We start from the raw sequence: 13,845 nt of genomic DNA on the forward strand, positions 1-13,845 counted from the left end.
CACGCCCTCGGTGGCACCCAGCAGCACGCGCCCCACCAGCCGTGACGTCGCCCAGGCGGCAGGAGTCTCCCAGGCCGCCGTCTCCCTCGTCCTGGGCGACAAATGGCGCGGCCGCGTCTCCGAAGCCACCGCCCAGCGCGTCCGCGAAGCAGCCCGCGACCTCGGCTACCGCCCCAACCTCGCCGCCCGCAACCTCCGCCTCGGCCGCACCCGCACCGTCCTGCTGGTCGTCCCCGCCCTCACCACGGAGTTCTTCGCCGGCGTCTACACCGGCGCCGCCCGCGTCGCCGCCGACCACGGCTTCGGCGTCGTCCTCTACCCCTCCCCCGAAGGCATCGGCCCCGCCCGCGACCCCTTCGCCTCCGCCCAGGCCGCCCTCGACGGCGTCATCGCCTCCTCCATGGCCGCCGACGCCCTCACCGCCATCCGCGGCGACCAGCTCCCCCTCGTCATGCTCGACAGCGACCCCTCCGCCAACCTCGGCGCCGCCACCGTCAACCTCGACATCGCCGACGGCATCCGCCAGGTTGCCGCCCACCTCCTGCACCTCGGCCACCGCAGCTTCCTGCACCTCGCCGCCGACATCCCGTCCTGGACCTTCGAGGTACGCGCACGCGAACTCGCCGCACAGCTCGCCGCCGTCCCCGGCACCTCCCTGCGCACCGCCCACGCACCCATCACCATCGAGGACGCCCGCACCGCCGCCGAAACCGCCCTCGCCGCACCCGGCCCCCGACCCACCGCCCTGATCTGCGACGACGACAAACTCGCCGCCGGCGCCTACAAAGCCGTACGACGACTCGGCCTGCGCGTCCCCCACGACATCTCCGTCACCGGCCTCGACGACCTCGCCCTCGCCACCGCCATCGACCCCGAGCTCACCACCGTGCGACTGGACGCCGAACTCTTCGGCGAACACGGCATGCGCGCCCTCCTGGCCGTCCTGGAGGGCCGCACACCCGACGCGGGAGACATCCCCGTCGAACTGGTCGTACGAGGCTCCACAGCCCCGCCCAGCGCCCCCTGAACGCCCTGTGCCCCGGCCGAGTGAACGGCCGGGGCACAGAAAGGGCGAACGTCAGCGAACGCCGGACGGAACCGGAGCGACTACTCCTCCTCGGAACCCTCCGCCTCCTCGGCACTCTCCGCCTCGGTCGACGCCCCGTCGACCTCCAGCAGCCGGGACAGCTGACGACCCACGATCCGCTTGAACTTCCGCTGCTGCGGACGCGTCCGGTCCAGCACCGCCACCTCAAGACGCTCCGCGGGAATCTCCCGCTCGGTGCCGTTGGTGTCACGGGACAGCGCCTGCACGGCCAGCTTCAACGCCTCCGCGAGACTCATCCCGTCCTGATGCCGCTGGTCCAGATAGCTGCCGATCTGCTCGGCATTGCCACCCACCGCGACCGAACCGTGCTCGTCCACGATCGACCCGTCGTGCGGCAACCGGTAGATCTGGTCGCCGTCCGGCGTCTCACCGACCTCCGCCACCACCAGCTCCACCTCGTACGGCTTCTCAGCACCCGAGGAGAAGATCGTGCCCAAGGTCTGCGCGTAGACGTTCGCCAGACCCCGCGCGGTCACGTCGTTGCGGTCATAGGTGTACCCACGGAGATCGGCATACCGGACGCCGCCGATCCGCAGGTTCTCGTACTCGTTGTACTTCCCGGCGGCCGCGAAGCCGATCCGGTCGTAGATCTCGCTGAACTTGTGCAGCGCGCGGGACGGATTCTCACCGACGAACACGATGCCATCGGCATACTGCAGCACGGCAAGGCTGCGACCACGGGCGATGCCCTTGCGGGCGTACTCGGCCCGGTCGGCCATCGCCTGCTGGGGAGAAACATAGAACGGCGTCGACACCGGTTATCCGTCCCTTTCTGTGGAAGTCACTGCGATCACCTCGAACAAGACCAGAGCCCGCTACAGCAGCGCGGCCCGCGGGCCGTCCGGCTGCTCCAGCCGCCGCTCGAGAATCGAACGGGCGATCTCGGAGGACTCCTCGTCGGTCAGCCGGCGGAAGCCGTCCTCGGTGATCACGGTGACGATCGGGTAGATCCGGCGGGCGACATCGGGACCACCGGTCGCCGAGTCGTCGTCAGCCGCGTCGTACAGGGCCTGCACCACGAGCGTGGTCGCCTGCTCCTCGGTCAGGTCGTCACGGAAGAGCTTCTTCATCGCACCCCGCGCGAAGATCGAGCCCGAACCGGTGGCCGCGTAGTTGTGCTCCTCGCTCCGGCCGCCCGTGACGTCGTACGAGAAGATCCGCCCCTTGTCCCGGTCCACGTCGTACCCCGCGAACAGCGGCACCACGGCCAGACCCTGCATCGCCATGCCGAGGTTCGACCGGATCATGGTGGACAGCCGGTTCGCCTTGCCCTCCAGCGACAGTTGGGCGCCCTCGACCTTCTCGAAGTGCTCCAGCTCCAGCTGGAACAGCTTCACCATCTCCACGGCGAGACCGGCGGTGCCGGCGATCCCGACGGCCGAGTACTCGTCGGCCGGGAACACCTTCTCGATGTCCCGCTGGGCGATGACATTGCCCATCGTGGCGCGACGGTCACCGGCCAGCACGACCCCTCCGGGGAAGGTGACCGCGACGATGGTCGTCCCGTGCGGCGCCTCGATCACGCCCTGCGTGGGCGGCAGTTGCCGGTTCCCCGGCAGCATCTCCGGCTGATGCTCGGACAGGAAGTCCATGAAGGACGACGACCCAGGCGTCAGGAAGGCAGCTGGTAGACGCCCGGTGCTACGAGTGTTGGCTTCCACGCGATTCCTTCCACGTAAGCAGCAGCCCGCCTTATGGCATCGGGCCGATCCTTGAACTGCCCCAGTGCGGCATTGCAGCTGAAGCACAGTACGCCTCGGACCCTACCCGTCTTGTGGCAGTGATCCACATGCTCCGGCACAGCCGCCAAACATATGCAGCAGACGCCCCCTTGAGAGGCGACCAACTCGTCGCGCTCGGCTTCGGTGATGCCGTACTGACGCTTCAGATGGTCTTGCCGCCCCTGGATTGCCCGACAAGCCTTGCAGCGCGTCGACAGGCCGTCTGAGGCCGTGGCGTTTCGATGCCACTCGCTGTGCGGCTTGATCTCGCCGCATGTGCGGCAAAGCTTGTATCCGTCCGGGACATCCACGTGCTCCCGTACCGACTTACCCATGGCCTCCCGGCGCCGCCGGTAGTGCGCGGCGCTGTACTCCGCCACGCACTCCCGGCAGTGCACCTGGAGACCGTCACGACGGTTCTTGTCACGCGCGAAAGCCGCGAGAGACAGATCCCGCCGGCATTTGCGGCATTCCTTGGTACTCGGCTCCTCGGCCACCCGGATCCCCCGCACCTTCACATCGAAGGCAAAGTAGCCAATCGACCTTTACTCGCCGCCTTTTTGCACGAAGGACCGCACGAAATCCTCGGCATTTTCCTCGAGTACGTCGTCGATCTCGTCCAGGACGGAGTCCACGTCGTCGCTCAGCTTCTCGTGGCGTTCCTTGAGGTCTTCGGAGCCCTGCGCCTCCGCGGTCTGCTCCTCGACCTCCTCGGTGTTGCGCGTGGCCTTCTGCTGTCCGCCGCCGGTGTCCTTGGTCGCCATAACCCCTCACCCCGCTCGGTTCGACGTTCTTGATCAGACCCTACTTGCAGGGACTGACATCGGCCCCGCAGTTCCTACAACGTACGGGGGCCATCTCGATGATTCCCTCTGGCCGGGTTTTCCACCCTGCGGGAGCACCCGGCCGATGGACCTGTTCAGCTGCCGGACAGGACCCTGACCAGGTCTTCTGCCGTGCGGCAGCGGTCCAGCAGCTCCTTGACGTGATTTCGCGTTCCGCGAAGCGGTTCGAGGGTTGGGACGCGCTGGAGCGAGTCCCGGCCCGGGAGGTCGAAGATGACCGAGTCCCAGGAGGCCGCGGCGACGTCGTCGGCGTACTGCTCCAGGCAGCGGCCGCGGAAGTAGGCGCGGGTGTCCTCCGGGGGCTTGGTGCGGGCCGTCTCGACGTCCTGTTCGTCGAGGAGGCGCTTCATGCGGCCGCGGGCCGCGAGACGGTTGTAGAGGCCCTTGTCGGCCCGTACGTCGGCGTACTGGAGGTCGAGGAGGTGCAGCTTGGCGGCGTCCCAGTCGAGGCCGTCACGGCGCCGGTAGCCCTCCATGAGTTCCCGCTTGGCGACCCAGTCGAGCTCGCCGGCGAGGCTCATGGGGTCGTTCTCGAGTCGGTTGAGGGTGTCCTCCCAGCGGGTGAGGACGTCCTTGGTCTGGTCGTCGGCGTCGGCGCCGTAGCGCTCCTCGACGTACTTGCGGGCCAGTTCGTAGTACTCCATCTGGAGCTGGACGGCGGTGAGTGTGCGGCCGCTGCGCAGGGTGACCAGGCGTTGGAGTGTCGGGTCGTGGGAGACCTGGTGGAGGGTGCGGACGGGCTGGTCGACGGCGAGGTCGACGGCGATGAAGCCGTCCTCGATCATGGACAGGACCAGGGCCGTGGTGCCGAGCTTGAGGTAGGTGGAGATCTCGGAGAGGTTGGCGTCGCCGATGATCACGTGGAGGCGGCGGTACTTCTCGGCGTCGGCGTGGGGTTCGTCGCGGGTGTTGATGATGGGGCGCTTGAGGGTGGTCTCGAGGCCGACCTCGACTTCGAAGTAGTCCGCGCGCTGGCTGAGCTGGAAGCCGTGTTCGTGGCCGTCCTGGCCGATGCCGACGCGGCCGGCGCCGGTGACGACCTGGCGGGAGACGAAGAAGGGCGTGAGGTGGCGCACGATGTCGGAGAAGGGGGTTTCCCGCTTCATCAGGTAGTTCTCGTGCGTGCCGTAGGAGGCGCCCTTGTTGTCGGTGTTGTTCTTGTAGAGGTGGATGGGCTGGGCGCCGGGGAGCGCTGCGGCGCGTTCGGCGGCCTCGGCCATGATGCGTTCGCCGGCCTTGTCCCAGAGGACGGCGTCGCGGGGGTTGGTGACCTCGGGGGAGCTGTATTCGGGGTGTGCGTGGTCGACGTAGAGGCGCGCACCGTTGGTGAGGATGACGTTGGCGAGGCCGATGTCCTCGTCGGTGAGCTGGCTGGAGTCTGCGGCCTCGCGGGCGAGGTCGAAGCCCCGTGCGTCTCGCAGCGGGTTTTCCTCCTCGAAGTCCCAGCGGGCCCGGCGGGCCCGGTGCATCGCCGCCGCGTAGGCGTTGACGATCTGGGATGAGGTGAGCATGGCATTGGCGTTGGGGTGGCCGGGGACGGAGATCCCGTACTCCGTCTCGATGCCCATTACTCGCCGTACGGTCATGCGGCCCTCCTTGCCCGGCGGCGCCCTCGGTCGGGGGCGGCGCTCAAGTACCGCTGGCGCTCCGGTGCGTGTGCGGTGCCCGTCCCCGCACTGCGCGACTCGGCGGTACCGAAGAGCCTAGAACGGCTCTGCGCTGGTGGGGAGATCATTTGCGTCATTGCCTTGCTCGCCTTTGGTCCGGTTAGTTGCCTGAAAAACAGTCGGCTGCGGGTACCCCGTCGAGGGCACCCGCAGCCGCCCTGTGTTTACAGGTACTGACCGGTGTTCGCCACCGTGTCGATGGAGCGTCCGGTGTCGGCGCCCTGCTTTCCGGTGATGAGGGTACGGATGTAGACGATCCGTTCGCCCTTCTTTCCGGAGATGCGGGCCCAGTCGTCCGGGTTGGTGGTGTTGGGCAGGTCCTCGTTCTCCTTGAACTCGTCCACGCAGGCCTGGAGGAGGTGGGAGACGCGGAGGCCCTTCTGGTTGTGGTCGAGGAAGTCCTTGATCGCCATTTTCTTGGCGCGGCCGACGATGTTCTCGATCATGGCGCCGGAGTTGAAGTCCTTGAAGTAGAGGACTTCCTTGTCTCCGTTGGCGTAGGTGACTTCCAGGAAGCGGTTTTCCTCGGATTCGGCGTACATGTGTTCCACGGCCGTCTGGATCATGCTGGCGACGGTGGTGGCCTTGCTGCCGCTGTGCTCGCCGAGGTCGTCGGCGTGCAGGGGGAGGCGCTCGGTGAGGTACTTGCCGAAGATGTCCTTGGCGGCCTCGGCGTCGGGACGCTCGATCTTGATCTTCACGTCGAGTCGGCCGGGGCGCAGGATGGCGGGGTCGATCATGTCCTCGCGGTTGGAGGCACCGATGACGACCACGTTCTGGAGGCCTTCGACGCCGTCGATCTCGGCGAGGAGCTGCGGGACGATGGTGTTCTCCACGTCCGAGCTGACGCCGGAGCCGCGGGTGCGGAAGAGGGATTCCATCTCGTCGAAGAAGACGATGACGGGGGTGCCCTCGCTGGCCTTCTCGCGGGCACGCTGGAAGACGAGGCGGATCTGCCGCTCGGTCTCGCCGACGTACTTGTTGAGGAGCTCGGGGCCCTTGATGTTGAGGAAGAAGCTCTTGCCCTGGGCCTGGCCGGTGACTTCGGCGACCTTCTTGGCCAGCGAGTTGGCGACGGCCTTGGCGATGAGCGTCTTTCCGCATCCGGGGGGCCCGTAGAGCAGGACGCCCTTGGGCGGGCGCAGTTCGTGCTCCTTGAACAGGTCCGGGTAGAGGTACGGCAGCTCGACCGCGTCGCGGATGGCCTCGATCTGGCCGCCGAGTCCGCCGATCTGCTCGTAGCCGATGTCGGGGACCTCTTCGAGGACGAGTTCCTCGACCTCGCTCTTGGGGACGACCTCGTAGACGTAGCCGGAGCGCGGTTCGAGCAGCAGGGCGTCGCCGGGGCGGATGGTGACGTCGAGGAGTGGTTCGGCGAGCCGTACCACGCGCTCTTCGTCGGTGTGCCCCTGCACCAGGGCGCGCTCGCCGTCCTCGAGGATCTCCTTGAGGGTGACGATGTCGCCGACACTCTCGAACTGCATGGCCTCGACCACGTTGAGAGCCTCGTTGAGCATCACTTCCTGGCCGCGCCGGAGCTCTTCGAGTTCGACGCTGGGGCTGACGTTCACCCGCAGTTTGCGGCCGCCGGTGAAGATGTCGGCGGTGCCGTCCTCGTTCGCTTCGAGGAAGACGCCGAAGCCGGCCGGCGGCTGTGCGAGCCGGTCGACCTCCTCCTTGAGGGCCACGATCTGGTCGCGGGCCTCACGGAGCGTGTTGGCGAGTCGTTCGTTCTGTGCGGATACGCCGGCCAGGTTGGTCTGCAGCTCGACGATCCGCTCTTCGAGAATCCTCGTGTGTCGCGGAGAGTCGGCGAGCTTGCGCCGCAGGACGGCGATCTCCTGCTCAAGGTAGGCAATCTGCCCGGACGGGTCGTCGGACCCTCGTCCCGGGCGGATGCCGCGGTTCATGTCGTCGTCGTGGGCTGCCACGGTCCTCACCTCCTCCAAGGGGAGCTGGACGCTTCCAGACCCTACCTGGGCGGGTGTCGATTGAAACCCCTAGATCACAAAGACGGTCGGGGTGTGTCCGATCTTCACCCTTGCGCTCTCCCTCACGCCAGGGGAATACCCAGCGAACGTGCCGGGAACCCAGCCCGAGGTAGTGTCGAAGCGTTCAACACCCGTCAGAGCTGGCCGGATTCCCGTTCCGCTCGACTCGTAAACGGCAGGAGACATGGGCGTGCAGCAGGAGGCCGGGGCCGGTGGCGAGACCCTGGAGGTCTGGATCGATCAGGACCTGTGTACGGGTGACGGCATCTGTGTGCAGTACGCGCCGGAGGTGTTCGAGCTGGACATCGACGGTCTGGCCTATGTGAAGGGCTCGGACGACGAGCTGTTGCAGGATAAGGGCGCCACAACGCCCGTTCCGCTGCCGCTTCTCACCGATGTGGTCGACTCCGCGAAGGAGTGTCCGGGTGAGTGCATTCATGTACGGCGCGTTTCGGACAGCGTCGAGGTCTACGGTCCGGACGCGGAGTGACCGCTCGGGTACTCCGCGTGAGGGTTGTCTGATTTCTCACAAGTGTGATCGCTTCGGTCAGACGGTGTGTGTGCCCGCCGGGGTCGAGCGGACGAACGCGCCGTCCTTCCACTGCCATTTCGCCTTGTCCGTGACGTCCGGGCAGCAACTGGGTACGTCCGACGTGGAATAGCCGAGCAGGGTCGCTTCGACCGCTTCGTCGCTCACCGTGAAGTCGGTGACGGTGTTGCGGCTCTTCGGGCTCAGCAGGGTGGCGACGACTCGGGGTTCGCCGCTGTCCTTCGCGCGTGTGATGACGTAGACGGCGTCGGGCGGGGTGCCCATGGGGGCGTCGCAGTGCACCACTACGGCGGTTTCCGGCCGTCCGTCGCCGTCGAGGTCTCCGGAGACGCGTTTTTGCACCTTCGCCTTGACCGGGCCGCAGTCGATCGGGAAGTGCACGTGGGTGGGGTCGGGTGCGGTGGTGACCACCGGGGCGGGTCTGGCTTCGGGGCCGGCCGCCTGTGCCGCCGTCGCGGGGTTGGGCTGCAGGACCGAGGAGAAGGCCACGACGGCTGCCACGGCGGTGGCGGTGGCGACCCAGTGGATCGGACGGGTGTGCGTGTGTGCCAGTTCCGGGACGGCGGATTGCTGCACTAGGAGCGTCTCCTGTGAGGGCTGTGCCGGTGGGGGGGTGGCCAGCATGGTGCCACACGTCACAGATCTGGGGAACGGCGGGGTGGGTACTTGTGCGGGTTGCGCCGCGCCTGCTCGTGTCGCTCGTTCAACATGAGGGCGCCGGGGTGGAGTTCCCCTGGTCTGCGGGAACTCCACCCCGGCGCCCGTACGTTGACTGCGGCACGGGGCCGCCCTAGCGGCCGGAGCCTCCGTCGGCGTTGGGGCCGGCGTAGTCCTCGCCGTAGGCGCCCTTGGCGGGGCGGCGGCGGCGCATGGGGGGCTCGACGCCGTCGGCGAGGCGGCGGGCGGTGAGCAGGAAGCCGGTGTGGCCGATCATCCGGTGGTCGGGGCGGACGGCCAGGCCCTCGATGTGCCAGTTGCGGATCATCGTCTCCCAGGCGGTCGGCTCGTTGAAGGAGCCGATCTCGCGGATGGACTCCACGGTCCGGGCGAGCTGGGTGGTGGTGGCGACGTAGCAGCACAGGATGCCGCCGGGGACGAGCGCCTTGGAGACGGCCTCCAGGCACTCCCAGGGGGCGAGCATGTCGAGGATGACGCGGTCGACGTCGGTGTCGGACAGGTTGTCCTGGAGGTCGCCGACGGTGAGCTGCCAGGCGGGGTGCGGGCCGCCGAAGTAGCGCTCCACGTTCTGCCGGGCGATGTCGGCGAAGTCCTCGCGGCGCTCGTAGCTGTGCAGCATGCCCTGGTCGCCGATGGCGCGCAGCAGGAAGCTGCTCAGCGAGCCGGAGCCGACGCCTGCCTCGACGACGCGGGCGCCGGTGAAGATGTCGGCGAAGGCGAGGATCTGCCCCGCGTCCTTGGGGTAGACCACGGCGGCGCCGCGGGGCATGGACAGGACGTAGTCGGGGAGCAGGGGGCGCAGCGCGAGGTAGGCGACGTTACCGGTGGTGCGGACAACGCTGCCCTCGGGTGCGCCGATCAGCTCGTCGTGCGGGAAGGAACCCTTGTGGGTGTGGAAGTTCTTTCCCTCTTCGAGCGTGAACGTGTAGTGGCGGCCCTTGGGGTCGGTCAGCTGAACCTGGTCCCCGACCTTGAAGGGCCCGCGCCTGCGGGCGGCACCGGTCGGTTCGGACATGTGAACAGCCTACCGGTCCCGGGAGGGGCCGCCGACCACTAGGAGGGCCTGGCCATGGCCTTCACGAACGCGCGCTCCACGTCGGCCGCGGAGAGGACGCCGTAGATCTCGCCGGTCTCCTCGACGACCAGGTACTCGGTCGCGGGGGTCGCGCGCAGGGCGTCCAGGAGGTCCTCGCCGGCGAGTTCGGCGGAGACGCGCATGCCGTCGGTGAGGTCCTGGGCGAGGCCGCTGACGGCGACCCAGGGGCGGCGGTGTTCCGGTACGCCGACGATGGCGGCCTCGCGGACGAGGGAGAGCGGGGTGCCTTCGGTGTCGACGACGACCAGGGCGCGGGCGCCGGCGTCGTTGGCGCGGCGCAGGGCCTCGGACAGGGGGGTGTCGGTCTCGACGGGGACCGCGCGGCGGGTGAGGGTGCGGGCGCGCAGTTCGGGGAGGTGTTCGCGCAGGCGTGCCATGCGGAGGCTGTTGCCGGCGCCGGTCCAGATGATGGCGGCGAGGATCGCGGCGAGCAGGGCGTCCATCACGGTGTCCATGCCGACGTTGTCCTCGGCGGAGGAGCCGAGGGCGCCGGACTGGGTGAGCAGCGGGAGGCCGATGAGGACGCAGACGGCGAGGGCGCGGCCGACCCAGGCGGCGGCGATGGTGCCGCTCATGGGCTTGCCGGTGATCTTCCAGACGACGGCGCGGAGCATGCGGCCGCCGTCGAGGGGGAGGCCGGGCAGGAGGTTGAAGGCGGCCACGATGAGGTTGGAGATCATCAGGCCGGCGAGCAGGACCCCGGGGACCGTGCCGGGTTCGACGGGCTGCATCGCGAGGTAGAAGACGCCGGCGAGCACCAGGGAGAGCAGCGGGCCGACGAAGGCCAGCACGAACTCCCGGCCGGGGGTCTCGGCCTCTTTCTCGATCTCGGAGACGCCGCCGAAGAACTGGAGCTGGATACGGCGGACGGGGAGCTTGAAGCGGAGGGCTGCGACGGTGTGGGCCAGTTCGTGGACCAGGACGGAGGCGTAGAAGGCGACCGCGAAGAAGAGGGAGACGAGGTAGCGGGCGGCGCCGAGTTCCGGCAGGACGCGGTCCAGTTGGCCGCCGAACACCCAGGTGATGAGCGCGGCGACGAGGAACCAGCTGGGGGCGACGTAGACGGGCACGCCGAAGGGCCGGCCCATCAGGAGGCCGCCGCGGGGCTGGGGGGACTGCGGCGGGGGGTTCTTGGGGGTGGTGCCGGAGTGGGCGAGGGTGCGGTGGTGGTCGGGGGCGCCGTGTTCGGAGGTCCCGTGGTCGGGGGTGACGTGTTCGGGGGTGCCTTCGGGCTTGGCCGGGCCTGCGGGCGGCTGGAACCGGTCGTGGGCCGTGTGGGGGTGAGCGGTTTGCGGTGCGGCGTCGGCGGGGTCGGTGGGCTCGGCGGTTTCCGGGGCGGGGGGCTCGGCCGGTCGTACGGCGGGGGCGTCGCCGGTGGGTGCGGAGGTGCTGGTGTCGCCTGCCTCGGTGGGCGGCGTGGTGCCCTGGGCGGGGTCCCCCTCCGCATCCGGCTCCGGTGCGGCGTCGGCGTCGGTGGTCTCGGCGGGTCGGTCGGACGTCGGCCGGGTCCCGTTGTCGTGGGGGTCGGGGGGTGTGGGGTCGGTGGCCCGGGTCGGGGGCCCTGCGTGGGGCTCGGCCGACCCGTCCGTACCGGATCGCGGCTGCCCGCTCCCGCCGCTCTCGTCCACGATGTCCCCTCGTTCGAAACGTCTTCCGGAAGCGTCTTCCGCGCCTGCCGTGCGGAAGGGTCTCGGGTCGATGGTATGCGGCGGTCGCGGCGCGTTCCGCCCCGGCACCCCCTGTGTTTCCTCAGGCGTCGCAGCCGTAACGGTCGCGGCTGGGTCACTGTCAGTGGCGGGCCGTATGGTCTGTGGTCATGGAGACGAGCACGGAGGGCGTGGCCGAGTCGGCGCCCGAAGCCCCGGTCGAGCCCCCGGAGGCGGCGGCCCCACCGGTCGCGAGGCAGCCCCGGACAGCCGAGCCCCCGGACGCGACCGGACGCGGGGCGACCGAGAGCCACACGTCCGAGCCCGAAGCGGCCGACCCGGGGGCAACGAAGCCCGAATCGGCCGCGGCGGCCACGGCTGAGCCTGTAGCGGGCGACGCGGCGTCGGCCGAGCCCGCAGTGGCCGACGCGCTCGCGGCCGACCCCGCAGCAGTCGAGGCCCCCGACGCGGCCGACCGCGGCGCGAGCCAGGGACCAGAAGCGGCCGATCCGGGAACGCCCGATCCGGGAGCGGCGGAACCCCAATCGGCCGACGCGGCCACGGCTGAGCCTGGTGCGGCCCACGCAGTGTCGACCAAGCCGGGAGCAGCCGACGCGGCCATGGCGGAGCCTGTGGCGGCTGACGCGGCGTCGGCCGAGCCCGCAGTGGCCGACGCGCTCGCGGCCGACCCCGCAGCAGTCGAGGCCCCCGACGCGGCCGACCGCGGCGCGAGCCAGGGGGTGGAGGCGGCCGATCCGGGAGGGGCGGAACGGGACACGGCTGCCTCGGGGACGTCGCAGGCCTCCCCCGCACCCTCGGCTCCCCTGCCCCCTCCCGCCCCCTCGGCACCCCTGCCCGCTCCCGGAGCAGCGCCGCAGGAGGGGCTCCCGCTCGTCCCCGGCGGCGTTGCGGAACCGGTGGTCCCCGTCGGCGTCGAGTCGGTCGCCTCCGGTCCCGTCCCGGGCGAGGCACCTTCCAGGGCACTCCCCGCCGCGCCCGCCTCCCTCTCCCCCTCGCGTGCCGGTGACTTCATGCAGTGTCCGTTGCTGTACCGGTTCCGGGTGATCGACCGGCTGCCCGAGAAGCCGAGCGAGGCGGCCACGCGGGGCACCCTCGTGCACGCGGTGCTGGAGCGGCTGTTCGACGCGCCGGCGGGTGAGCGGACCGCGCCCGCGGCCAAGTCGTTGATCCCGGGGCAGTGGGACCGGCTGCGGGAGAGCCGCCCCGAGGTGGTCGAGCTGTTCGCCGACGATCCGGAGGGCGAGCGGCTCGCGCGCTGGCTCGGTGAGGCGGAGCGGCTCGTGGAGCGCTGGTTCACGCTGGAGGACCCCACCCGGCTCGAGCCCGCCGAGCGCGAGCTGTTCGTCGAGACGCGGCTGGAGTCGGGGCTGACGCTGCGCGGCATCATCGACCGGGTGGACGTGGCGCCGACCGGCGAGGTGCGGATCGTCGACTACAAGACGGGCAAGGCGCCCCGGCCGGAGTACGCCGAGGGCGCGCTGTTCCAGATGAAGTTCTACGCCCTGGTGGTGTGGCGGCTGAAAAACGTGATCCCGCGCCGGCTCCAGCTGGTGTACCTCGGCAGCGGTGACGTCCTGACGTACGACCCCGTCCTCGCCGACCTGGAGCGGGTCGAGCGCAAGCTGCTGGCGCTGTGGGAGGCGATCCGGCAGGCCACGGAGACGGGCGACTGGCGGCCCCGTCCGACCAAGCTGTGCGGCTGGTGCGACCACCAGGAGCACTGCCCGGAGTTCGGCGGTACTCCCCCGCCGTATCCGCTGCCGGTGAGGGCGGCCGGGTCGGCGGCGGATGCGCAGGGCAGAATGGGGCCGGACTAGCGAAGGAGACTTACGTGGCCATCCGCGTCCTACTGGTCGACGACCAGCCGCTGCTGCGAACCGGCTTCCGGATGATTCTGGAGGCGGAGCAGGACATCGCGGTCGTGGGCGAGGCCGGAGACGGCCTTCAGGCTCTGGACCAGGTGCGGGCGCTCCAGCCCGATGTGGTCCTGATGGACATCCGTATGCCGCGGATGGACGGTGTGGAGGCGACCCGGCAGATCACCGGCCCCGGCCGGGACGGTCCGGCGAAGGTGCTGGTGCTGACCACGTTCGACCTCGACGAGTACGTGGTGGAGGCGTTGCGGGCGGGGGCCAGCGGGTTCCTGCTGAAGGACGCTCCGGCCAATGAGCTCGTGCAGGCGATCCGGGTGGTGGCCGCTGGCGAGGCGATGCTGGCGCCGAGCATCACGCGCCGGCTGCTCGACAAGTACGCCACGCATCTGCCCTCCGGTGACGAGCCGGTGCCGGACACGCTGCACACGCTCACGGACCGCGAGGTCGAGGTGCTGAAGCTGGTGGCGCGCGGGCTGTCCAACGCGGAGATCGCCGCGGACCTGTTCGTCAGCGAGACCACCGTGAAGACGCATGTGGGTCATGTCCTGACGAAGCTGGGGCTGCGGGACCGGGTGCAGGCCGCGGTGTACGCGTACGAGAGCGGGCTGGTGCGCCCCGGCGCGCAGTAGTCCGGCAGTCGTACTCCGA

The 13,845-nt window shown here is 69.7% G+C and carries 13 protein-coding genes; 4 read left to right on the forward strand and 9 right to left on the reverse strand.

What is annotated here, in order from left to right; genetic code table 11:
• Positions 1 to 10 precede the first annotated feature (10 nt).
• Positions 11 to 1,027: a LacI family DNA-binding transcriptional regulator gene (locus AQJ54_RS27150; RefSeq protein WP_062241660.1), complete on the forward strand. Its 1,017-nt coding sequence runs from the start codon at positions 11 to 13 to the stop codon at positions 1,025 to 1,027.
• An 80-nt stretch (positions 1,028 to 1,107) separates the two neighbouring features.
• Here AQJ54_RS27150 and prcA read toward each other — a convergent pair whose 3' ends face one another.
• From prcA to arc, 6 genes are all read right to left on the reverse strand, one after another.
• Positions 1,108 to 1,863, reverse strand: coding sequence for a proteasome subunit alpha (gene prcA, locus AQJ54_RS27155; RefSeq protein WP_062241662.1), 756 nt, complete (start codon positions 1,861 to 1,863; stop codon positions 1,108 to 1,110).
• A 60-nt stretch (positions 1,864 to 1,923) separates the two neighbouring features.
• Positions 1,924 to 2,769: a proteasome subunit beta gene (gene prcB / locus AQJ54_RS27160; RefSeq protein ID WP_062241664.1), complete on the reverse strand. Its 846-nt coding sequence runs from the start codon at positions 2,767 to 2,769 to the stop codon at positions 1,924 to 1,926.
• Positions 2,721 to 3,326: an endonuclease VII domain-containing protein gene (locus AQJ54_RS43855; protein ID WP_079070035.1), complete on the reverse strand. Its 606-nt coding sequence runs from the start codon at positions 3,324 to 3,326 to the stop codon at positions 2,721 to 2,723. Before AQJ54_RS43855 ends, prcB begins: the two co-directional genes overlap by 49 nt.
• A gap of 48 nt (positions 3,327 to 3,374) precedes the next feature.
• On the reverse strand, positions 3,375 to 3,593 hold the full coding sequence (locus AQJ54_RS27165) for a ubiquitin-like protein Pup (protein ID WP_020141350.1): 219 nt from the start codon (positions 3,591 to 3,593) through the stop codon (positions 3,375 to 3,377).
• A 155-nt stretch (positions 3,594 to 3,748) separates the two neighbouring features.
• On the reverse strand, positions 3,749 to 5,260 hold the full coding sequence (gene dop, locus AQJ54_RS27170; RefSeq protein WP_174856997.1) for a depupylase/deamidase Dop: 1,512 nt from the start codon (positions 5,258 to 5,260) through the stop codon (positions 3,749 to 3,751).
• Between the two features lie 245 nt (positions 5,261 to 5,505).
• A complete protein-coding gene (gene arc, locus AQJ54_RS27175) occupies positions 5,506 to 7,272 on the reverse strand; it encodes a proteasome ATPase (protein WP_030324355.1) in 1,767 nt (588 codons plus the stop codon).
• A 244-nt stretch (positions 7,273 to 7,516) separates the two neighbouring features.
• Here arc and AQJ54_RS27180 point away from each other — a divergent pair, with 244 nt between their 5' ends.
• Positions 7,517 to 7,822 carry a ferredoxin gene (locus AQJ54_RS27180; RefSeq protein WP_062241666.1) on the forward strand — a complete coding sequence of 102 codons (306 nt, stop codon included), beginning with the start codon at positions 7,517 to 7,519 and terminating at the stop codon, positions 7,820 to 7,822.
• Between the two features lie 57 nt (positions 7,823 to 7,879).
• On the opposite strand, the gene AQJ54_RS27185 is transcribed toward AQJ54_RS27180, so the two are convergent.
• The 3 genes from AQJ54_RS27185 to AQJ54_RS27195 all read right to left on the reverse strand — a co-directional run bounded on the left by AQJ54_RS27185 (position 7,880) and on the right by AQJ54_RS27195 (position 11,284).
• Positions 7,880 to 8,458: a hypothetical protein gene (locus AQJ54_RS27185; RefSeq protein WP_062241668.1), complete on the reverse strand. Its 579-nt coding sequence runs from the start codon at positions 8,456 to 8,458 to the stop codon at positions 7,880 to 7,882.
• A gap of 214 nt (positions 8,459 to 8,672) precedes the next feature.
• Positions 8,673 to 9,575, reverse strand: a complete 903-nt coding sequence (locus AQJ54_RS27190; RefSeq protein ID WP_020141345.1) for a tRNA (adenine-N1)-methyltransferase — start codon at positions 9,573 to 9,575, stop codon at positions 8,673 to 8,675.
• Positions 9,576 to 9,613: 38 nt separating this feature from the next.
• Positions 9,614 to 11,284: a site-2 protease family protein gene (locus AQJ54_RS27195; RefSeq protein WP_062241670.1), complete on the reverse strand. Its 1,671-nt coding sequence runs from the start codon at positions 11,282 to 11,284 to the stop codon at positions 9,614 to 9,616.
• A gap of 935 nt (positions 11,285 to 12,219) precedes the next feature.
• Between AQJ54_RS27195 and AQJ54_RS27200 the strand changes: the two genes are divergently transcribed.
• Together AQJ54_RS27200 and AQJ54_RS27205 are read left to right on the forward strand one after the other, a co-directional pair.
• Positions 12,220 to 13,140, forward strand: coding sequence for a RecB family exonuclease (locus AQJ54_RS27200; protein ID WP_062241672.1), 921 nt, complete (start codon positions 12,220 to 12,222; stop codon positions 13,138 to 13,140).
• Positions 13,141 to 13,154: 14 nt separating this feature from the next.
• Positions 13,155 to 13,826 carry a response regulator gene (locus AQJ54_RS27205; protein WP_020141342.1) on the forward strand — a complete coding sequence of 224 codons (672 nt, stop codon included), beginning with the start codon at positions 13,155 to 13,157 and terminating at the stop codon, positions 13,824 to 13,826.
• Positions 13,827 to 13,845 lie beyond the last annotated feature (19 nt).

The organism is Streptomyces griseorubiginosus, from assembly GCF_001514195.1.
Taxonomy (GTDB): domain Bacteria; phylum Actinomycetota; class Actinomycetes; order Streptomycetales; family Streptomycetaceae; genus Streptomyces; species Streptomyces griseorubiginosus.